The 19680-nt window shown below is 45.3% G+C and carries 21 protein-coding genes and 4 tRNA genes; 18 read left to right on the top strand and 7 right to left on the bottom strand.

Annotated elements, in window-relative coordinates; translation table 11 throughout:
- Nucleotides 1-9: 9 nt before the first annotated feature.
- Nucleotides 10-942 carry a DUF72 domain-containing protein gene (locus tag HB364_RS03460; RefSeq protein ID WP_167286493.1) on the top strand — a complete coding sequence of 311 codons (933 nt, stop codon included), beginning with the start codon at nucleotides 10-12 and terminating at the stop codon, nucleotides 940-942.
- A 26-nt stretch (nucleotides 943-968) separates the two neighbouring features.
- Here the strand turns inward: HB364_RS03460 and HB364_RS03455 are convergent, their stop codons facing one another.
- Together HB364_RS03455 and HB364_RS03450 are read right to left on the bottom strand one after the other, a co-directional pair.
- Entirely contained in the window at nucleotides 969-2243 is a 1275-nt protein-coding gene (locus HB364_RS03455) for a Y-family DNA polymerase (protein WP_167286492.1), read from the bottom strand.
- Nucleotides 2244-2465: 222 nt separating this feature from the next.
- The gene (locus HB364_RS03450) at nucleotides 2466-2900 is read right to left on the bottom strand and encodes a LexA family protein (protein WP_167286491.1); all 435 of its coding nucleotides are present in this window, start codon (nucleotides 2898-2900) and stop codon (nucleotides 2466-2468) included.
- A 72-nt stretch (nucleotides 2901-2972) separates the two neighbouring features.
- Between HB364_RS03450 and HB364_RS03445 the strand changes: the two genes are divergently transcribed.
- The 3 genes from HB364_RS03445 to HB364_RS03435 all read left to right on the top strand — a co-directional run bounded on the left by HB364_RS03445 (nucleotide 2973) and on the right by HB364_RS03435 (nucleotide 5515).
- Nucleotides 2973-3614 carry a 2'-5' RNA ligase family protein gene (locus HB364_RS03445; protein ID WP_167286490.1) on the top strand — a complete coding sequence of 214 codons (642 nt, stop codon included), beginning with the start codon at nucleotides 2973-2975 and terminating at the stop codon, nucleotides 3612-3614.
- Nucleotides 3615-3638: 24 nt separating this feature from the next.
- Nucleotides 3639-4301 carry a 2'-5' RNA ligase family protein gene (locus HB364_RS03440; protein ID WP_246228303.1) on the top strand — a complete coding sequence of 221 codons (663 nt, stop codon included), beginning with the start codon at nucleotides 3639-3641 and terminating at the stop codon, nucleotides 4299-4301.
- 137 nt (nucleotides 4302-4438) lie between these two features.
- A complete protein-coding gene (locus tag HB364_RS03435) occupies nucleotides 4439-5515 on the top strand; it encodes a PA0069 family radical SAM protein (protein ID WP_167286489.1) in 1077 nt (358 codons plus the stop codon).
- An 11-nt stretch (nucleotides 5516-5526) separates the two neighbouring features.
- Here HB364_RS03435 and HB364_RS03430 read toward each other — a convergent pair whose 3' ends face one another.
- Nucleotides 5527-5790, bottom strand: a complete 264-nt coding sequence (locus HB364_RS03430) for a hypothetical protein (protein ID WP_167286488.1) — start codon at nucleotides 5788-5790, stop codon at nucleotides 5527-5529.
- 258 nt (nucleotides 5791-6048) lie between these two features.
- Between HB364_RS03430 and HB364_RS03425 the strand changes: the two genes are divergently transcribed.
- Nucleotides 6049-6564 carry a hypothetical protein gene (locus HB364_RS03425; protein WP_167286487.1) on the top strand — a complete coding sequence of 172 codons (516 nt, stop codon included), beginning with the start codon at nucleotides 6049-6051 and terminating at the stop codon, nucleotides 6562-6564.
- A gap of 285 nt (nucleotides 6565-6849) precedes the next feature.
- On the opposite strand, the gene HB364_RS03420 is transcribed toward HB364_RS03425, so the two are convergent.
- Nucleotides 6850-7044, bottom strand: coding sequence for a hypothetical protein (locus HB364_RS03420; protein ID WP_167286486.1), 195 nt, complete (start codon nucleotides 7042-7044; stop codon nucleotides 6850-6852).
- Between the two features lie 200 nt (nucleotides 7045-7244).
- Here HB364_RS03420 and HB364_RS03415 point away from each other — a divergent pair, with 200 nt between their 5' ends.
- From HB364_RS03415 to HB364_RS33040, 9 genes are all read left to right on the top strand, one after another.
- Nucleotides 7245-7991 (top strand): sensor histidine kinase, encoded by a 747-nt coding sequence (locus HB364_RS03415; protein WP_167286485.1) that lies wholly within the window; start codon nucleotides 7245-7247, stop codon nucleotides 7989-7991.
- Nucleotides 7992-8007: 16 nt separating this feature from the next.
- Nucleotides 8008-8679, top strand: coding sequence for a response regulator transcription factor (locus HB364_RS03410; protein WP_167286484.1), 672 nt, complete (start codon nucleotides 8008-8010; stop codon nucleotides 8677-8679).
- A gap of 524 nt (nucleotides 8680-9203) precedes the next feature.
- A complete protein-coding gene (locus HB364_RS03405; RefSeq protein ID WP_167286483.1) occupies nucleotides 9204-9341 on the top strand; it encodes a hypothetical protein in 138 nt (45 codons plus the stop codon).
- 75 nt (nucleotides 9342-9416) lie between these two features.
- Nucleotides 9417-9489, top strand: a tRNA-Ile gene (locus HB364_RS03400).
- 12 nt (nucleotides 9490-9501) lie between these two features.
- A tRNA-Lys gene (locus tag HB364_RS03395) sits at nucleotides 9502-9575 on the top strand.
- Nucleotides 9576-9813: 238 nt separating this feature from the next.
- Nucleotides 9814-9884: transfer RNA gene (locus HB364_RS03390), tRNA-Asn, on the top strand.
- A 4-nt stretch (nucleotides 9885-9888) separates the two neighbouring features.
- A tRNA-Phe gene (locus HB364_RS03385) sits at nucleotides 9889-9960 on the top strand.
- A gap of 87 nt (nucleotides 9961-10047) precedes the next feature.
- On the top strand, nucleotides 10048-11292 hold the full coding sequence (locus tag HB364_RS03380; protein ID WP_246228301.1) for an RtcB family protein: 1245 nt from the start codon (nucleotides 10048-10050) through the stop codon (nucleotides 11290-11292).
- 3 nt (nucleotides 11293-11295) lie between these two features.
- On the top strand, nucleotides 11296-11493 hold the full coding sequence (locus HB364_RS33040) for an RtcB family protein (protein WP_246228299.1): 198 nt from the start codon (nucleotides 11296-11298) through the stop codon (nucleotides 11491-11493).
- A gap of 4 nt (nucleotides 11494-11497) precedes the next feature.
- Here the strand turns inward: HB364_RS33040 and HB364_RS03375 are convergent, their stop codons facing one another.
- Entirely contained in the window at nucleotides 11498-12595 is a 1098-nt protein-coding gene (locus tag HB364_RS03375) for a metallophosphoesterase (RefSeq protein WP_167286482.1), read from the bottom strand.
- 199 nt (nucleotides 12596-12794) lie between these two features.
- On the opposite strand from HB364_RS03375, the gene HB364_RS03370 reads away from it, so the two are divergent.
- Nucleotides 12795-13352: a hypothetical protein gene (locus HB364_RS03370; protein WP_167286481.1), complete on the top strand. Its 558-nt coding sequence runs from the start codon at nucleotides 12795-12797 to the stop codon at nucleotides 13350-13352.
- On the opposite strand, the gene HB364_RS33625 is transcribed toward HB364_RS03370, so the two are convergent.
- Nucleotides 13275-13871: an acyltransferase family protein gene (locus HB364_RS33625; protein WP_167286480.1), complete on the bottom strand. Its 597-nt coding sequence runs from the start codon at nucleotides 13869-13871 to the stop codon at nucleotides 13275-13277. The genes HB364_RS03370 and HB364_RS33625 overlap by 78 nt on opposite strands.
- Nucleotides 13872-13883: 12 nt before the next feature.
- Complete coding sequence (locus HB364_RS03355; protein WP_246228297.1) at nucleotides 13884-15224, bottom strand: acyltransferase family protein; 1341 nt, start codon at nucleotides 15222-15224, stop codon at nucleotides 13884-13886.
- A gap of 718 nt (nucleotides 15225-15942) precedes the next feature.
- Here HB364_RS03355 and HB364_RS03350 point away from each other — a divergent pair.
- The 3 genes from HB364_RS03350 to HB364_RS03340 are packed head-to-tail and all read left to right on the top strand — an operon-like array spanning nucleotide 15943 to nucleotide 19677.
- A complete protein-coding gene (locus tag HB364_RS03350; protein WP_167286479.1) occupies nucleotides 15943-16455 on the top strand; it encodes a UpxY family transcription antiterminator in 513 nt (170 codons plus the stop codon).
- A 27-nt stretch (nucleotides 16456-16482) separates the two neighbouring features.
- Complete coding sequence (locus HB364_RS03345) at nucleotides 16483-17289, top strand: polysaccharide biosynthesis/export family protein (protein ID WP_167286478.1); 807 nt, start codon at nucleotides 16483-16485, stop codon at nucleotides 17287-17289.
- Between the two features lie 3 nt (nucleotides 17290-17292).
- On the top strand, nucleotides 17293-19677 hold the full coding sequence (locus HB364_RS03340; protein ID WP_167286477.1) for a GumC family protein: 2385 nt from the start codon (nucleotides 17293-17295) through the stop codon (nucleotides 19675-19677).
- Nucleotides 19678-19680: the final 3 nt, after the last annotated feature.

The following is a 19680-nucleotide window of genomic DNA, read 5'->3' as shown; positions in this document are numbered from 1 at the left end:
AATAGTTATATGGATTTTGGAAAGATCCCCCAGGACGAGTTAAATACCGTTGATTTTACCCTTCCGGCAGAGCCCGTGGATAACCGTCTGGTATTGACCGGCCAAAAAACCGGTAAGCCACAGGTATACCTGGGAGTGCCCCGTTGGGGACACAAATCCTGGGTAGGCAGGGTATATCCAAAGGGTACAAAGGAAGCCGGCTTCACGGAACAATATGTAAAGCACTTCAATTGCGTAGAGCTCAATGCCACCCATTATAAAATATACACACCTGCCGAAATTGGTAAATGGGCAGCAAGGGCTGCAGGCAGGGATTTTAAATTCTGTCCCAAAGTACCACAGCTCATCAGCCATTACAGCAACTTCAACAATGTCTTTGACCAAACCTCTGCTTTCCTGGAAGGCGTATTGGCATTTGGAGAACACCTGGGCCCTATTTTTTTACAGGTCAGTGAAAGCTATGCGCCCGGCCGTAAAACACCCTTGTTCAACTACCTGGCATCCTTACCCACAGACCTGCCATTTTTCCTGGAAGTGCGGCATCCGCAGTGGTTTTCCGATCCTGTTATCAGGAAAGAGCTTTTTGATACCCTGCGTTCTTTGAATATCGGGGCCGTTATTACCGATACGGCCGGCAGAAGGGATTGTGCGCACATGCACCTTTCGGCGCCCAGAACATTTGTACGCTTTGTGTGTAACCTCCTGCATCCAACCGATTATACCCGTGCGGATGCCTGGGTACAGCGTATTACTTACTGGATCAACAATGGTCTGCAGGAGCTCTATCTTTTTGTACACATGCCCGATGAAATGTATTGCCCGGAACTGATAGCCTACATGATTGATAAGCTCAATCCGGCCTGTGACCTGCACTTGCAAAAGCCACAATTCATTCAGCCCGGCAAATCAACTGCAGGTACCCAGATCAGTTTCTTTGATTGAATAAATTAAGAAGGGTGAGCGGCCGGTTATCTCACTTCAAACAATTCTTCCCAGCGGGTGGTAAAGCGGGAGCTATGCAGTTCCTGCCGCATCTTCCAGTTACGGGTAGTGCCTACCGTGCCAAACTTTACCATATCATCCCGCATGCTGAAGTTTACATTGTCAACCACATCCATTAAGAACCGGTTATTGTTCTTTGCGGGCGCCGAAAACAGGTTGCCTTGTATAGAGGTATCGGGCACCAGTCCGCTGAGCATAACACCGGCTTTCTTGTATTCTTTGCCATGCGTGTACAACTGATTGACCAGTTCAACCGCCGGCTTGATCAGTTCCTGTGTAACCGAAGTGGCAGCGGGTAAAGTAATATGGGTGCTGATCGAAGGGCCGTAATGGAAATCAATCAGGTGATCTTGTTCTTTGCTTACAATAAAAACGCTCACTACTTTGGCGGCGCTTTGCTGCCGGCGCAATTTTTCTGCGGCACGGGTAGTATAAGTAGCTACTGCTTCCCGGATGGCGTTAATATCCCCTACAGGCTCGCCAAACATGCGGGTAGTGGCAATCATCTTTTTCACTTTCAGGGGCTCTTCCAGGTCAATGGCAGGAATACCTTTTAATTCCCGTATAAGGCGTACGCCGGTAATGCCGCCCATATGGCGGTGGGCCCATTCTTCGGGCATGGTGCTGAGCTCCCAGGCGCTGGTGATACCCTGGTTAATGAGCTTATTGGCAAAGGCGCGGCCTACACCCCATACATTGCCCACGCGTACCGTTTGCAGCGCTGCTGCCAGTTCCTCTGGCTTAGCAAGCACTGTAATGCAACGGGTTACTTCCTTGTTTTTCTTGGCGAGGTAATTAGCCAGTTTGGCCAGTGTTTTGGTGGGCGCTACGCCGATGGAAACAGAAATGCCTGTCCATTGTTCCACGGTGTGACGGATATGGAGCGCTGTGGCTTCCAGCTCATCGGCAGGAACATGGCTAAGATCCAGGAATGCTTCGTCTACAGAGTACACTTCCACCATGGGTGAAAGCGTGCGCAATGTTTCCATCACCCGCCAGCTCAGGTCACCGTAGAGATTATAATTGGAAGAGAAAACGGCAATATTGTGTTGCTGAATAAGCGGCCGTGCCTGGAAATAAGGACCGGCCATTTGTACGCCCAGGTCTTTGGCTTCATCACTGCGCGATACAATGCAGCCATCATTGTTGCTGAGCACCACTACAGGCTTCTTTTTGAGATCGGGCCTGAAAAGCCGCTCACAGGAACAATAGAAACTGTTACAGTCAACAATTGCCTTCATGATTCACCATTTATTGTTAACCATCAGGCGCGCCTACTCGCTACTTGCCATTCACCACTCGCCATTTAATAAAAATGGGCCGACCAAAAAGTGTTCGAACAAATAAGTTGATTCGGGTAATAATGAAGATGCTTTCCGGTCACACTAATCATAATCTTCATCCACTTTTTAGCCGGCCCCTGCCCTTAGGATAGGTTTAATGGAATGGACAGTGCGTTGTATTTACGGCGCATGTATCACCCAGGTAACTACACCCCATACTTCAAAAGAATCACAGGCGGCATCTACTTCTATTGGGGCCAGTTTAGGGGTATCCGGTACCAGCCGTAATTTATTAAATGTTTTTTCCAGGCGGCGGATCAGCATTTCACCATTCAGTACCGCAATGATCACCTTGCCGCTCACCGCTTTAATACTGCGGTCCACAATAACAATATCGCCATCATGAATACCTGCTCCGGTCATCGCATCACCCCGTACCCGCATAATGAAAGTGGCCGGTTTATTATGGATCAATTGCTCATTAAGGTCAATGCCCCGCTCCATATAATCATCGGCTGCAGCGCCAAAGCCGGTGGCATCGGCGGTCTTTATCTCCCACTGGTTGTACTTTTTGGAGCCCCGGTAGGAGGGATTGTAATAAACTTCGTCCTCCATAAAATTAATTTTGATCTACTAAAAGATTTAGTAAATTTATGCTAAAATAATGATCAGGTAAAAATTTATTTTATGGAACCGGCTAAAAATAATACCAGCCCTGGCTGGACCGAATACGGCCTGTATGAGTACCTGCTGGTAGTGAACCCTGATGCGGCCGTGCAGGATAAAGTGTTGGCGCAGAAGCAGGAATTTGACGACGAGTACCGGATTGGCGCCCCATCGGGACAACTGTCTGGCAGGACTGCCGCCCGGTCAGGGTCGCATATCATCGTGGCCAGTTTCCTGGCCCGGGAAGCCATGGAAGAAACCCTCCTGCGCTGGATCCAGCGTATCTGCGACCAGCAATCCCCTTTCCTGGTTACGCTTAATAATTATAGCGGGTTCCCGCCACATACTATTTACCTGAGGATACAGGACCCCCTGCCTTTTATGAACCTGGCGCAAAAGCTCAAAGCCGTGGATGACCTTGTACGGTCATCTTCCTGTCCGCCTGTCCGGCTCATCGCCAAGCCACACCTTAGTATTGCCCGGCGCTTGCCCGAACCGGTATACACAAAAGCCATGTTCAGCTATTCGCAAAAAACCTTTCATGAATCCTTCATGGTAAATGAATTGAGGTTATTGCGGCGATCCCATCAGTTTGACGACTGTAAAACAATCAACGTATTCCCCTTTGCCCGTGGCGCCCAACCCTGGAGTGAAGTGGCCTGATCATAACTATTTAAAAGAAAAACTATGAAAAAGAATATGCAAACAATACCCGCTAAAAAAGTGCATGGAACACCCAGGGCATTTTATGATGACTATACCAGTCAGTTGAGGTTGAGTGAATACATGCTGGTATTACTGCCGCATGAAGAGTTGCGTAACCGGGTATTACAGGTGCGGAAGGATTTTTATGAAACCTATCAGGCACCTTCGGCATTGGGCAGCAAAGTACACCTGGCGCTGGTGACATTTACACAACTGGAAATGCTGGAAGAGCGCATCATCAATCGCCTTAAAACAGTAGCCATGGGGTATCACCCCTTTAAGGTAGAGCTAAAGGATTATGGAAGCTTCCCCAGCCATACCCTGTTCATCAATATCACTACCAAAGAACCCATACAAAACCTGGTGCGGGAGATCAAAGAATCACAGCGGCTCATGAAGCTGGACAATGAACACAAACCACATTTTATAGACGAACCGCACCTTACCATCGCCCGCAAACTATTGCCCTGGCAATATGAAAAAGGGTGGCTGGAATATTCACACCGGCATTTTACAGGCCGTTTCATTGCGGACAGTATGTTATTGCTGAAACGAAGGGCAGGTGATAAAGCGTGGCAGATTGCGCAGCGGTTTGAGTTTCAGAACCTGCCCATAAGCACCAAACAAGGGGAGTTATTTGTTTGAGTCTTTTCAGCAGTCTTACACACCCGTCTGAGTCCTGTCCCGCTGTGCTGCCTGTTTCTACAGGTGCCTGCCGGGACAGGAGGGTGTGTTATTATTAGTGTCAGGCTGAGCCTGTCGAAGCCTTAAAAATTAAAACTATGGAAACACCACAAGAGGAAAGAAAGGATACCTATTTTAAAGGTCGTGGCGCACAGATCAATACCAAAAACAGGTTTATCAAAAATGAACGGGTAAGAGAACATATAGAATCCATTGATGATTGGACAGAAGCAAATGTAGCCACCCAGTACCTGGAGGAACAGTCAAAAAGCTTCGTCAATAAAGTAGACAGTCCCGATGTGGGCATGTACTACAGCATGAACCCCTACCAGGGTTGTGAACACGGCTGTATCTATTGCTATGCCCGTAACTCTTTTGAATACTGGGGCTATAGCGCCGGTCTTGACTTTGAGCGTAAGATCATCGTAAAGAAAAATGCTCCCGAACTGTTGCGGAAGTTCCTGATGAACCCCAAATGGCAATGTGTACCACTCAGCCTCAGCGGCAATACAGACTGTTACCAGCCTGCAGAAAAGAAATTTGAACTAACACGCCAGTGCCTTCAGGTATGCCTGGAATTCAACCAGCCGGTAGGCATCATCACCAAAAATGCCGGCATTTTACGGGATAAGGACATTTTGCAGGAAATGGCCAGGCGCAACCTGGTGAGTGCACTGGTGTCTATTACTTCCCTGGATGAAGATCTCCGGCGTGTAATGGAGCCGAGAACCACCACGGCCTCGCAACGTTTCCGGGTAATTAAGGAACTGAGTGATGCAGGGGTAAGGATGGGCGTCATGCTGGGGCCTATGATACCGGGTTTAAATGAGCATGACATGCACAACATCATCAAAAGGGCCAGCGAAAATGGGGCTACTTTTTCGGCCTATACCTTCATCAGGCTCAATGGGGCCATCAAATTACTGTTCCATGACTGGCTCTATAAGAACTTCCCCGATCGTGCCGATAAGGTATGGCATATGATCGAAAGCAGCCATGATGGTAAAGTAAATGACAGCCGGTTTGGCGTGCGTATGCGGGGAGAGGGCAATATTGCAGAAATGGTGTCCATGCAATACAGGAAATACACTCATAAATATGGCTTGAACCATGAAAGGCTGGAACTGGATTGCTCCCGTTTCAGGAGGCCCGGTGAGCAGGGGAAATTGTTCTGATCCTTCCTATCTTAAGCCAGGTAGCCGGCCCTGACAGATAGCTTACACAATGCCTTTTTGGCCCGGATGATCTCATGGCAGATCGTTGCAATCTCCCGGGCATCCTCCAACAGGTTTAACTGCTGCAGTCTTTCATTATGCTCCTGGATCTTTTCCAGGTAATAGCTGCTCATCACATTCCATGCATCTGCCGGATTGAACAGGAAGGGAGAAGTACTGCTATGGAAAGTAAGTGCAGGCGTCTCTGGGGCAACAGGTGGGTGTTGGCGTCTCATTGTACGTGGTTTTAAGTGGTATATTCAATCACATAATCCTTTCTCCACAGGTTAGGGTTGAGGGGAGTAATAAAGTTGGTGGGTTAGAGGGTCAGGTATGCCAAAGTTGTTATAATAAACAAAGGCAGGCAAGCGATGAAGTACCGGATATGAAAAGTACAGTCTGTAGGCAAATTAAGTACTTCTACGTAAGGTGGCTGACTGATTACCAATATCTTTAGCCAATGTTTGACTGTTTAAACCTCAAAAATCAGTTTTATGACAACTAACCTCAGAAAGTCACTTTTCCCCTTGACCCTGCTTATGACAGGGGCCGTTTGTTTATCGTTTTTTATCGTTTCCTGTGGTGGGCCTAAAGGAGACGGCGTATGGATCCCAATCCCTAAGGATACCTCCCAGCTTGGCATCAGGGACCACTTTATCCCTAAAGATTCTATAGCCGTTTACAGAAAGCGCTATAACCAGGAAAGGGACACCCTGGAAAAAAGGATGCCTCACTTGTTCATTCCTAAATCTGAAGCTTTCAACAAGCCGAGTGTATTGGATCTATTGAAAGATTCTACCTGCGTAGGTATTAAGGTCTATTATGGTGCTTCACCAGTTGACAAATATGGTAAGACACAGATAAGGCTTATACTTGTAGGCGTGGACGCGCAGGGTAGAGATCTTTTTGTAAGGAAGGGCTCTACCGTTGCTGCACAGTCTGGCGATCCTATTGAGGGCGGTTTTGAATACGGCCATTGCGATCCGCCCTGCTACGGCCCGGAAAAATAATTTCGCTTGTCATGTCGTGTACTCATTAATTTAATACCCAATGATATTTTGCTAATGGACATTACTGTTCGTTTTTATCTGAGCCTAAGTATCATTTTTGCCGTAATAATCGGGATAGTAAGATATCGTAAGATTAATACGTCTTACTATCCCTTACTTTATAATGTATTCCTGGTATTGCTGGTGGAATTATCTGCTATGGCTTTGATGAGTAGTGGGAAGCCGAAAACTTTTACCGCCTTACTGAATTTGTTCTCAATTACAGATTTTATTTTGTTCACCTGGTTATTCCATAACTGGGGATTGTTCAACCGGCGGAAGGATGTGTTTATTTTTATTATTGCCACCTTCTTCGTTGGCTGGGTTATCCTTACGCTTCTTCTTGATGGGCTTACTTTCCCTAATTTCTACTTCCGCATTCTTTATTCTTTTGCATTGATCTTTTTCAGTGTTAATACCTTCAATAAAGTGGTGGTGCACGAGCGGGGGAATATTTTCAAGAACCCAAAATTTCTCATTTGCCTGGGTATAATTATATTTTATACCTTTTTTGTAATGGTATGTGTAACAAATGTATCTGTCGTGCGGCAGAGCGTGACCAAATTATTTCGTTCCCACCTGCAGGAAATAAACGTATATTCGAATTTATTGGTTAATTTATTGTACGCAGTAGCGATCTTATGGATACCTCGGAAGCAAAACTTTACGACTCCCTTCTGATCGTAGTAGCGGTGGTAGGTATCATTCTTCTCTATTATATCATTACCATTATCCGCTACCAACGAAGAAGCCTGCGCATGCATAAGGAAAAGATCCAGGCCGAAATTGATACGCTGGAAAAGGAACGTAAACGCATAGCTTCCGACCTGCACGATGAATTAGGCCCTCTCTTATCGGCCGTTAAACTACAGATCAACAGTCTCGATACCAACGATCCCGGCGATCAGGAGATTATCGGCAAATCCAGCACCCATATAGATTCTATCATTCGTAAGCTGCGGGAGATATCCAACAACCTCATGCCCAATACACTGGTCAGAAAAGGGCTGCAAAAGGCCATAGAGGAATTTGTGAACAATAACCAGCAGATCTATGGCCTCCAGATTAAGTTCATCTGCGAAAAGGAGCTGCACCTGGACCAGCACAAGGAAATCAACATCTACCGCATTATCCAGGAGATCCTGCATAATACGGTAAAACATGCGGAAGCTACCTGGCTCATGATAAAAATTGTGATAGAGGAAGACCGCCTGTTGCTGATGACAGCCGATAATGGAAAAGGTTTCAATTATTTTACAAAAGTAAGAGACAATCCAGGCCTCGGACTTCGTAACTTGCAAAGCCGGGCCGAAGTGATGGGCGGGGAATTGAGTTGTCAGTCTGAGCCCGGTAAAGGAACGATGTATACATTTGAAATCCCTGTCTGAACATAACCTGATTGCTATGAAAGTACACGGCAATATAAAAGTGATTATTGCTGATGATCATGAGATATACCGCGATGGCTTGCGCATGGTATTGGCAAAACAACCCGATATAGAGCTCATAGCCGAAGCTGCCGACGGTAAAGAGCTGATAGACCAGGTAAAAGCCATGCAGCCTGATATCGTGATCAGCGACGTTAAAATGCCCAATATGGATGGGGCTACAGCCACGCGCCATCTTGCGGAACACCATCCGGAAGTGGGGATCATTGCGCTTACGATGTTTGATGAAGAAGATCTTATCATTGACATGCTGGAAGCAGGCGCCAAAGGTTACCTGCTCAAGAATGCTGATAAATATGAGATTGTAGAGGCTATCAAATCAGTCTATAACCAGCAACCCTATTACTGCCGTCATACCTCCAACAAGCTGGCGCAAATGGTGGCCAAAAGCAAATTCAATCCCCACAAGCTGCACAACAAGCCCGAATTCAGTGAGCGGGAATTAGATATCATAACCTATATCTGTAATGGGCTTACCAGCAAAGAGATCGCCGAGAAAATATTCCTGAGCGTCCGCACAGTAGAAGGTCTTCGTATGAAGATCATGGAAAAAATGGACGTGAAAAATACCGCAGGCATCATCATCTATGCTATCCGTCATCACCTGTACAAACCGGGAAGAGCATAGGCATTGGATCTTATTCATGATTGCCTGAAAAATATTTTTCAGAAAAAGTTGGCGCGAATAAAAAAATAATTACACCTTTGCATCGTCAATAAAATTTTAAACAGAAGAACATGTTACGCATACAGATGCATATTGAAACAGCGAAATGGTTTAATCCCAGTGAGGATTATATCATGAGTGCGGGGCGTATCATGTTGCCTGGTAATTTGTAGAGAGCTACGAAACCTAGATACAACGAAAGCCCCGCCTGAAGCGGGGTTTTTTGTTTTTAATCCATGCTGAAAACAATACAATCCATACGGTTGATGGCACTGGCAGTTGAGCATACACTGCCTGCAGGGTCTTCCTGTGCCATAACCAGACGCTTTACAAATGCCAAACGCATGGATCAGGAACATATACATAAACGACCGGAGTCTATTCCAGTACAGTGATAAGCTGTGTTGTGAAACATACAGAACCCGGTCCATTCAATGACCGGGTTTTTTGTTGTCCCGTATAAGCAACACAGAAAGGAGGTAATTATGAAACTGGTGATGGCTGTTTTAACAATCCGGTTGATCATGGAACTGATAACAGGAAAAAAGACCGGAAAGAATAAAGCCATAAGCAAAAAAGGAACGGGTAAAATACAGCACCCGGCAGAATTTGAGTTGCGGTAAACATGTTATGTGCAGAAAGGAGGATACAGTAGTTCTCCCGCGATGCTGCGGGAGGCTACTTTTCCAAAACCATCCTGGCCTGTAACTCAATGGTTAGAGTAACTGCCTTATACGCAGGAAGCTCCGGGTTCAAGTCCCGGCAGGCCAACAGAAACCATATTGGCTCGTAGCTCAAACAGGCAGAGTAAGGGACTTTTACTCCCGGGGTTGTGAGTTCGATTCTCACCGGGCCAACTTTACCGGATAGTGTAACCGGCTAACATATCACACTTTGACTGTGATGTTCTCAGTTCGAATCTGAGCCCGGTAACAAAACGTTGTCTTTAGTTTAACTGGTAAAATACCTCACTGTGAATGAGGAGAACAGGGTTCGAGGCCCAAAGACAACCAACCGCTTATAGTTCAAAGGAAGAATAGTACGCTACGAACGTACAGATAGAAGTTCGAATCTTCTTAAGCCGTCATCGACAAAGGGAATATAGTTCAATGGCAGAACGCTCCGCTGTTAACGGAAAGACGGATGTTCGAATCATCCTGTTCCCTCAAAGGACAAATAGCTCCAATGGTAGAGCAGCCCGTTGAAGCCGGGTGTGTACAGGTTCGAATCCTGTTTTGTCCACTAAAACGGTTTGACCTGACACGAAATGAATTCGGTAAATTGAGAATAGAAGGTTCACAGTTAACTGATTATTGAAAACCAAGAAGTATGGCAAAGTTAAAATTAAAAGGAAAGGATTTAAGGGTAATTGGTTATCCGGAAGGCCCGGTGATCAGCATTGCCATGAATGTGATGGAGCGCAACTATAAACATCATACAACCGAACAGGCAATAGATATCTTGAAAGACGTACTGACTGCTCCGGCTGATTATATGGAAGATGCTGTACTGGCGCCCGTGGCGCAACAACTATTGCCCAAGCCTGCGCCGGAAGGTGTGGAGATATCGTTGAACACAACAGGTATATCTTTCAATGTATTTGGCAGCGAGTTCATTGAGCCCGGCGCGATGAACCAGATGTACCAGGCAGCCAAACTGCCGGTATCGCTGGCAGGAGCCTTAATGCCCGATGCGCACGCCGGATATGGACTGCCTATTGGAGGTGTACTGGCTACAGAGAATGCCGTAATACCATACGGAGTAGGTGTTGACATCGGATGCCGGATGTGTTTATCTGTATTCGATATAGATCCGAAAGAGCTGGTGCAACGGGAGCCATATTTTACCCGCGAGCTGAATGAAGCCACCCTATTCGGTGGAGGACGGCAGTTTGACAATGCTACAGAACATGAAGTGATTGACCGTCCTGAGTTTGATCAACTGCCTTTGCTCAAAGCATTGCAGGGAAGGGCGGCAAAGCAACTGGGATCTTCCGGTTCCGGGAACCATTTTGCTGAGTTCGGGTTGGTAGAGATTAAAGAGAAAGATCCTGTTTTAGGTATAGAAGCCGGAGCCTACCTGGGATTGCTCACGCATTCCGGTTCCAGGGCATTGGGCGCCAATATTGCCAACCACTATACCAAAGTGGCCAAACAAAAAAGGCGGCTGCCGGGAGAAGCGAATAACCTGGCCTGGCTAACGATGGATGAGCAGGAAGGCATTGAATACTGGATGGCCATGAACCTGGCCGGCGATTATGCAAGTGCCTGCCATCATGTGATCCATGCTAAAATTGCAAAGCAGTTGGGGCGGCAACCACTGAAGATGGTAGAAAACCACCATAATTTCGCCTGGAGGGAAATGTATCAGGGACGGGAAGTGATTGTGCATAGAAAAGGAGCTACACCGGCAGGTAAGGACGTATTGGGTATTATTCCGGGGTCTATGACCGCGCCGGGCTTCATTGTGAAAGGAAAAGGTGAGCTGGCTTCTGTTAATTCGGCATCGCATGGAGCCGGAAGAAAAATGAGCAGAACAGCAGCCCTGAATACCATTACACGGCATGCCTTATAGGAAATGCTCAGCAAACATGGGGTTAAGCTCATCGGTGGTGGATTGGATGAGGCGCCACATGCGTATAAAGATATTTATACTGTAATGAATGCGCAGCAACACCTGGTGGATACTGTCGGTTTGTTCTATCCTAAGATCGTGAAAATGGATGGCGCGGCACCTAAGCCATGGATGAAGAAAGGAGAGATCGAAGGAGAATAAATGCTTACACCAGTGAATCGAAAATATAGTAGAGGGGCGACTCTTCGAGAACTTTTCGTACAGGGCCTTTGTCATCCGATTCCCACTTAATGAGGCGGATAAAGCCTTCGGTTATTTCGATGCCGGTAATATCTCCATCACTGAAACAACAGCAACCACTGTTAAAATAACTGGGATGCGCCATGGTTTTGACAAGTTTCTTACCGGCGTATTCCAGTTTTCTTTTTTCTATTTCACCGGCAATCTCTTTGCCTCTTGCTTCATCACCGGTAGTAATGGCTTTTTCCAATTGTTTGGTAAGACGATCTATATGGTCAAGAGAAGCAAAAACAGGTTTATGCGTATGCCCCGAAATAAAGATCAGGTTCTTTTGGGTGGCGCTCCATTCATACATCATGATATTGTGACGGTCTACAAGATCAAAAGAGTCGGCTGTCGTGTTGATACTTACTTCCAGGAAACGCTGGATGGGTGTCCAGATAGCAGCTACTACCCATTTGCTGAATGGATTGCCATCACTTTTTTTGTCACCCTGGTGGCCATGTGCAAGGAAAACTGCATATTCCTGCTGGTTGTAGGTCGTTTTCAGTAGCAGGCCTTCATACACTTTTAGTTTATCCCCAAAAATGGGCTTCAGGTATTGGTTCTGTTGAATGAGGTAATTCCATTCCAGGTCATGATTGCCAAAAATACGGTAGTAACGGTCCTGTTGCAGGAACCTTGCCTCTTCCAGCAGGGCGAGCCGGTTCTTTTCTATTGCTACCTTAGGTGTATTCTCCCACAGCTCTTCACAGTCGCCGATATTAATAAAAGTAAAGCCTTCATTATAATAGTATTGCAGCGCTGTCCGGTAATTGGCTTCGGCAGGTGCAAAATCGTCCGCGAGATCCCTGCCTCCCTTATGCTGATCGGAGAGGATAATGAACTTGCTGCTATCAATATTGAAAGGCAATACAATACCATTACTGCCTTTCTTCTTTACAATGTCTTCCTGTAGTTTAGACAGGGAAGCAAATACCGCCTCTTTATCTGGTGAGGAAGAAACCTTCTCTGCCAGCCAGGCTACAGGTTTACGGAACAGCCACTGAAGGAGCTTTTTCATAGTATAATATATACAAATTAAATGGATTGTGAGAGGGAGTATAAAATTTAAGCGGCTACCCGGAATAAAACAGACTGGCATACTATTGAACTGGTAAAAAATGAGCTGTGTCGAACTGTCGTAAGTGTTCCGTGGAAATTGTTTATTTTTAAAGAGACGATTGTCTTTTAATCAGGCTTGCTTTTAATTTCCATTGATCATGAAAATTACCTACGCGGCTCCTACTGCTTCTTTGCAACGCTGGTTCTGGTGGCTATTACTGGTCAACGTTCTCTTTATTATTTGTTCCAGGTTTTACCTGCAGCCTCTTACGTCGGGAGATATTGTACGGTTTGAGGTGGCGAAAGAGGCCAGTGTGGCCGAAAGCATTGTGCATGAATGGAAGCAGGTGGGAAAATACAATAAGGCTGTTCAGAGTATTTACATTGACTACCTGTTTATTATTTTGTATACATCGGGCCTGGCAGTGGCCTGTGCCTTCCTCTCGAGGCTGACAGGACATGAAATACTCATCCGTTCCGGCAAAGGGGCTTCCTGGTTGTTGGCCATCGCAGGCATCTGTGATGTGATCGAAAATGTGACCATGACGAAAAGTCTGCAGGGTGCTATTACCCATTGGAATGTAATGCTGACTTATGATATGGCCGCTGCCAAATTTTCTGTCATTATCCTATGCTTATTATTTATACTGGTTTGCCTTATTTTCTGGCTGAGCAATAAGCTCTTCAGCAAGCGTAATTCTTCTATGTTTTTTTAAGGATAAAGCTTTCTTTTCTACCAGGAACCAGGATGTCAGGGCAATGTATAATTTTATTTCTAACGGTATGGTCCATAAAGAGACGTTGACTGCCCGCTCATTAAATACACCGGGCAATTTAAAGACCACCTGCACCGGGAAGGAATTTTGTAACAGGAAGTGCCAGGTGCCAGGATGTAACAGAAACTCTCTCAGGGGTAAAGTTGTAAAAATACAGCCAGGTATAATGACCATGAGCAGGGAGCAAACAGCTAAAGCCGGGCAAATCCGCAAAAAGCGGTTCCAGAAATAATCCCTGAGAGAAGACCTGCTGATACTGCGGCATACCAGGAAGCCGCTTAGTGTAAAAAAAATAATCAACCCCCAGGAACTGAGGGTATAGGTGCCGCCTGTTAGTCGCGAAATTGGGTCTATTGGAAAGCCATAGCTATGGGTAATAAAAACCATGAACGCTGCAAGCAGGCGCAGGGCATCAAAATTGTTCTGTTCTCTTTGAAATTTGGCTTCAGTAATATACATACGGCAAAATCCTTACACCTTAATGTAGATCCTTTTCTTATCAAGCCAGTATACGATAGACCAATAAAAGGCGATCATGCAAAGCGCGTATAATAAAGAGCCGTTTTTAAGATTATCTGAAAGGGGTTTGCAAATATGCTCATAGAACCAGGGGAATGCACTGGTATACACCTTCTTTCCATTTTCCGATACATGGTCTACCCATCGGAACAGACCGAGAAAACGGGGAAGAAAACCACTCAACACAAAAATGAACAATGGATTTTTACCAAATACATCAAAGAACTTGCTCCAGTTATTGCTCAGCAACATAAGCGCAACGGCACCCAGAACCAGTAAGGCGAGGGCTATACTGACATAAGAGGCATCCAGCAAAATTCTCAATGGCCAGGCAAGGACTAAACCTGCAGCCAGTGTAATAAGTGCTTTTGTTTCTGTGCGTACCAACAATTTTTTCTCATGTGCTTTTTTGAACTCAATGAGAAACATCAATAAAGAAAGCACAAAAATGGCGAGACCTGTTGTATACAATACAAAGGAGCTTGTCCATATTTTCTTGTTAATGGGAAAAACCATGTCCCAGGCAAAGCCGGCAAAAATGAAGAGGCTGCCCGCTACGAAAAGATGGGCAAGCATATCATAGGTTTTCCCTTTTTGCTGGATAGAATGTCCAACAAAATATCCAAATATAACCTGTACAATGGAAGTAAGCGTACTGGTGAGGCCTTCCGGATCAAAAGGAACGCCTTCTCCTTTATACATATGCGCCTCGCCCAATACATCTTTATCAATCTGTATCCCAAAATATCCTTCCAGGCTGAAGGGGTCAGCGGGCTTACCCAACAGCAGGCAAAGGGCCCAATACCCCAATAGCAGTAACATAGAAGTAAAGAGGGCGCCCCGGATCTTAAAAAAATAAATGATCAGTGAAGCAAAACAATAACTGAGGGCTATACGCTGAAGTACGCCCAATATGCGGATGCCGGTGGGGAAACGTCCCTCAACAATGGGATCGGCCCAGGGCTTGAATGCCAATGTTTCGTCAACCCACTTTACAAAGGGCGACCAATTAAGAAAGAGGCCAATGGCAAAGATCAGCAATGTACGGGTGAATACCTTCCGGAGAAACACCGCCGTGCCGGCCGCTTCAAGCCGGGGCATCACAAACGACAAGGCATTTCCTACGGCAAAAAGAAAGAAAGGAAATACGAGGTCGGTGGGTGTGCAACCATGCCAGGGAGCATGCTCAAGAGGGCCATAGATATTCCCCCAGCTACCGGGATTATTTACAAGGATCATAAGGGCTACTGTAGCGCCCCGGAATACGTCGAGGGAATAGAAGCGTTGGGTCAAAGCGATGAATTTTAAAGGGAAAGATAAGGAAGATGAAGCAAGAAGTAAGTTAGAAGTAACATATGAATGTCCACTATTTGATTTTTGGTCTGTCGTTTGTAATGGGTGGACTGCTGTTTTGCTGGTTACTGGTTATTTGCCATGAACAAAGGAGGGCCGAGGGAAAGAATAGCGTTTAATCTTGTAGTTCATCAATGGCTGGCAGACATGAACAGGGAAATAGCCGGGATCAATCGCATAGCAACTTGTATAAGTTGAATATATGTATCATAGATTATTTCAAATGGCCATATCTGCCAATATGGGCTTTATCGAATTTGTGACTGAGGAGGTTGCTTTTTTTATTGAAAAATAATGATTTAAGTATTTTAAAGGCGTGATTTTGCACATTAAAAATCTCCTATATTTGCAATCGTCGAGCGAAAAGTTGGCAGTCCAATGATTTTGTAGAACTGGAACTAATATCTGTGAAAAGACAACAAACGCATTTTATTACAATACAGTGGAAGGGTATAAGGAGTACTTCTCAGGAAGACTCACTTGTACCCTTTTCGCTTGTATAGTGCCCATACTTTTAAGTTATACGTTAATAATCAGTCACTTACAATCAGAGGAATGTGACTGAGGTGGCGAAGCCCTGCCCTGCCAACGGAGAGAAAAGTTCAAATAAATCCGGCAATACAGTGGTTAAAAGTGCGTTAGCAGATTCAATTAATCCATGAGTAATGGTTCAATAAAAAAATGGTATGCAGTGTACACCAAACCGCGTTGGGAGAAAAAGGTACACCGCTTATTAGAGGAAAAGGGGGTGGAGTGTTACTGTCCGCTCAATAAGGTACACCGTAAATGGAGTGACCGGATCAAGATTGTGGAGGAGCCTTTGTTCAAATCCTATGTGTTCGTGCGGGTAAATGAGGAGGAGAAAACACCTGTACGTATGGTGAATGGAGTGGTGAATTTTGTGTACTGGCTGGGAAAACCGGCTGTTATTAAGGACAAAGAAATACAGACTATCCGTAAGTTCATGAATGAGTTTGAAGACGTGGAGGTAAGACAAATAAATGTGGAGTTGGATGACAAGGTAATGGTGAATCAGGGTGTGCTGATGGGAAAGAAGGGAACCGTAAAGCGTGTATTACACAAAAAAGTGGAGGTTTTGATCGAAAGTATAGGTTTCACGCTGACGGCCTATGTTGATAAATCGAAAATCGTGGTAATTGAAAAACAGTAGATTTGATAATTACTTAAAATAATCTTCATGCAACGCCTGCCTGGCATTTTACCGATAACCATTATTATTGTATTGGGGAGCTCTTGTGGCAATGTAAAGAACCTGCAGTATGTGCAAGGTGCTTTTGATACTGCGAAGCTGAGTAAGGTTCAGTTTGCAGATCCGGTTATTCAGAAGGGGGATTTGTTGGGGATCACGCTCTACAGTGATGATGCAAAGGCTACAGCCGCCGTAATGGCCCAGCCGGTAACGATAAATACAGGAGGGGGGCAAGATGCAGATGCCGCTATCACAGCCGTACCTGCTGCCGGAACCGCTTCAGGATATCTGGTAAACGAGGACGGGTTTATACAGTTGTATAAAATAGGCAATATCCGGGCAATAGGAATGACTAAAAGGCAACTGGCCGATTCGCTGGCGCAACGGTATGTGAGTCTGGACCTATTAAAGAATCCCTATGTGGAAGTAAGATTCCTCAACTATAAAATTACATTGATTGGAGAGGTGAGCCGTCCGGGTACGTATAGTTTTCCTGCGGAGAAGATCAATATTTTCGAAGCTATCGGCCTGGCAGGGGATATTACCGTATATGGGAAGCGCAATAATGTATTGGTGGTACGGGAGGCGAATGGGGTGCGTCAATTTGCACAACTTGACCTCAGCAAGCCGGATATTTTTGCCTCTCCCTATTATTATTTGCAGCAAAATGATATGGTGATCGTGGATGTGACAAAGAATAAGGCTGCCGTGAACGACCAGGCCACCATACGAAATATTACCCTCGCTACCAGCATATTGGCAACGATTGCTATTTTCATTAATATATTCAAATAGATCATGGCAGAAGAAATTATAGATCATCAACGGGCTAAATCTTCAATCACGCCCCGAGAGATCATTTTTAAATACATACGTTACTTTCCTTGGCTGATTGTTTCTGTAGCATTAACGCTTGGGGCAGCTTATATTAAATTGCGCTATTCAACACCTGTATATAATGTATCAGGCAAGTTGTTAGTGAACAGTCAAACGCCTTATAGTAATGCGGGAGAAAAGTTCGATGATATCTTTATGATGCAAAAGACAGATAAACTGAATGATGAAATTGAGATTATCAAATCCCGCTCCATGGCTAGCCGGGTGGTCCGCAGCCTGAATCTGGAAATGCAGGTATATAACAAGGGGAATATTCGTTCTACGGTTATTCACCCCAGAGACATACCTTTTAATTTTGATATTGTAGCTACGGATTCGTCAAAAGGATTCAGTGTATTGGTGACGCTGAGTGATAATGATCAGTTCACGCTGAATGAGGGGATTAAAAAATATTATTTCAATGAAGTGGTAAAATTACCTGGTTTTAGTTTTCGGATAACACCCAATAACCTTGACAGGAATGCATTTGCTAGCAAGGAATTTATGGTTAGCTGGGTGCCTACCGAAATCCGTGCTGCGGGACTTGCAGCGCGCATTGGTGTAGCCAGGGTTACAGAAGGGACCAATGTGCTAAACCTTACCTATCAAACTGAAAATATTAGGCTGGGAATGGATATCGTGAACCGATATATGAAGGAGTATCAACAAGGCAGCTTGGAAGATAAGCGGGAGATAGCCGGTAAAACCCTTTCCTTCATCAACAGCCAGCTGGATACGGTATTCCGTGAATTAAGAGGTGTGGAAAGAAACCTGCAGGATTATCGCCAAACAAACCGATTGTTCAATGCGGAGGCACAGTCAAACCTTCTTTTTGAAGAGTTGTCCGAAAGTAATAAAGAAGTGGTTAAACAAGGAGTAAGCCTGAAAGTGATCGATCACCTGGTGGCCTATCTTTCAGACAAGCGCAATGAGTTCAGGATCATTTCTTCCATGTTGGGTATTGAAGAGCCATCACTGATGGAACAAGTAAGTGCTTTCAACAGGCTGCAATTAGAGCGGGAAACGACGCTGAAAACAACGCCGGCCGGTAACCCCACCATCATGGGCATGGAGGCGGCTATTGAAAAGCTACGGAAGGATATGATTGAGACTTTGCGGAATGTGCGGCAAACCTATGTTTTGGCATTGGATGAAGTAACACGTCAAAACCGTAGTGCAAACCAACTGATCAGTTCTTTACCCGCTAAAGAAAAGCAGTTACTGGAAGTTACCCGTCAGCAGGCTATTTTGCAGGAACTGTATTCGTACCTGTTACAGAAAAAGCTAGAAACCGCATTGGCTTCCGCCTCTACTATTTCCAATATCAAAGTAGTGGAGCCTGCGATGGGGTCGGGCGAGCCGGTAAGTCCTAACCGTAAGGGGTTATACGTTATGGCAATCGTTATCGGAATAGCCATTCCGACAGGTATAATATTCCTGCTGGAGTACCTGAATGATAAAGTAAAAAGCAAGCATGAAATACAGCAAATAACTGCAACTCCCATATTGGGAGAGATTGGCCATGCGGATCAGGCAGGAGCTTTGGTTGTAACCAGCAACAGTCGTAAATTTTTAGCGGAGCAGTTCAGGATTGTTCGCTCGAACCTACAGTATATTTTGCCCAAGGTAGAGAAGCCTGCCATCATGGTTACCTCTTCATTCAGTGGAGAGGGTAAATCATTTGTAAGTACCAACCTCGGGGCCGTGCTTGCCTTGTCCGGTAAGCGTACCGTGATCCTGGAATTTGATATCCGCAAGCCTAAAATATTGAAAGGGCTTGGATTGCATGAGCGTAAGGGGATCACCAATTATGTTGTAAGTAATATAAAGCTGGAAGACATGATCCATCCTGTGCCGGGGGTTGAAAACCTGTTTGTGATACCCTGCGGACCTGTACCGCCTAACCCGGCTGAAATGCTGCTGGATGAAAGAGTGGAGCTCTTGTTCCGTGAACTGCGTAACCAGTTCGATGTTATTATTGTGGATACGGCGCCGGTGGGCCTGGTAAGTGATGCGATGACCCTGGGTCGCTACGTGGATGCTACAGTGTATATTGTCCGGCATAATTATACGCTGAAAAAACAGATTCAACTTATTGACGACATTTATCAACATCGCAAGCTACCCCATCTTTCCATCATTATTAATGATATTACGATGCGGGGTGGTTATGGATATTATGGTTATGGATATGGTTATGGATATGGGTATGGAAGGGCCAATGGAACAGCCGATGGGTATTTTGAGAATGTTTCCACAAAGTCCCGCTTGTGGCGCAGGTGGTTTGCAGGATTCGGGAAGAAATAAAGG

The organism is Paraflavitalea devenefica (assembly GCF_011759375.1).
Lineage (GTDB): Bacteria > Bacteroidota > Bacteroidia > Chitinophagales > Chitinophagaceae > Paraflavitalea > Paraflavitalea devenefica.
The sequence above is the reverse complement of the archived record's forward strand: the minus strand, read 5'-3'. Positions and strand labels throughout refer to the sequence as shown.

Bases quoted from the DNA above. Each gene is read 5' to 3' on its own strand.
- HB364_RS03370 (WP_167286481.1), top strand. From the start codon at position 12,795: ATGAAAATTACCTACGCGGCTCCTACTGCTTCTTTGCAACGCTGGTTC.
- HB364_RS03440 (WP_246228303.1), top strand. From the start codon at position 3,639: ATGAAAAAGAATATGCAAACAATACCCGCTAAAAAAGTGCATGGAACA.
- HB364_RS03380 (WP_246228301.1), top strand. From the start codon at position 10,048: ATGGCAAAGTTAAAATTAAAAGGAAAGGATTTAAGGGTAATTGGTTAT.
- HB364_RS03350 (WP_167286479.1), top strand. From the start codon at position 15,943: ATGAGTAATGGTTCAATAAAAAAATGGTATGCAGTGTACACCAAACCG.
- HB364_RS03445 (WP_167286490.1), top strand. From the start codon at position 2,973: ATGGAACCGGCTAAAAATAATACCAGCCCTGGCTGGACCGAATACGGC.
- HB364_RS33625 (WP_167286480.1), bottom strand. From the start codon at position 13,871: ATGTATATTACTGAAGCCAAATTTCAAAGAGAACAGAACAATTTTGAT.
- HB364_RS33040 (WP_246228299.1), top strand. From the start codon at position 11,296: ATGCTCAGCAAACATGGGGTTAAGCTCATCGGTGGTGGATTGGATGAG.
- HB364_RS03405 (WP_167286483.1), top strand. From the start codon at position 9,204: ATGAAACTGGTGATGGCTGTTTTAACAATCCGGTTGATCATGGAACTG.
- HB364_RS03425 (WP_167286487.1), top strand. From the start codon at position 6,049: ATGACAACTAACCTCAGAAAGTCACTTTTCCCCTTGACCCTGCTTATG.
- HB364_RS03460 (WP_167286493.1), top strand. From the start codon at position 10: ATGGATTTTGGAAAGATCCCCCAGGACGAGTTAAATACCGTTGATTTT.
- HB364_RS03375 (WP_167286482.1), bottom strand. From the start codon at position 12,595: ATGAAAAAGCTCCTTCAGTGGCTGTTCCGTAAACCTGTAGCCTGGCTG.
- HB364_RS03410 (WP_167286484.1), top strand. From the start codon at position 8,008: ATGAAAGTACACGGCAATATAAAAGTGATTATTGCTGATGATCATGAG.
- HB364_RS03345 (WP_167286478.1), top strand. From the start codon at position 16,483: ATGCAACGCCTGCCTGGCATTTTACCGATAACCATTATTATTGTATTG.
- HB364_RS03455 (WP_167286492.1), bottom strand. From the start codon at position 2,243: ATGAAGGCAATTGTTGACTGTAACAGTTTCTATTGTTCCTGTGAGCGG.
- HB364_RS03415 (WP_167286485.1), top strand. From the start codon at position 7,245: ATGGATACCTCGGAAGCAAAACTTTACGACTCCCTTCTGATCGTAGTA.
- HB364_RS03450 (WP_167286491.1), bottom strand. From the start codon at position 2,900: ATGGAGGACGAAGTTTATTACAATCCCTCCTACCGGGGCTCCAAAAAG.
- HB364_RS03340 (WP_167286477.1), top strand. From the start codon at position 17,293: ATGGCAGAAGAAATTATAGATCATCAACGGGCTAAATCTTCAATCACG.
- HB364_RS03430 (WP_167286488.1), bottom strand. From the start codon at position 5,790: ATGAGACGCCAACACCCACCTGTTGCCCCAGAGACGCCTGCACTTACT.
- HB364_RS03435 (WP_167286489.1), top strand. From the start codon at position 4,439: ATGGAAACACCACAAGAGGAAAGAAAGGATACCTATTTTAAAGGTCGT.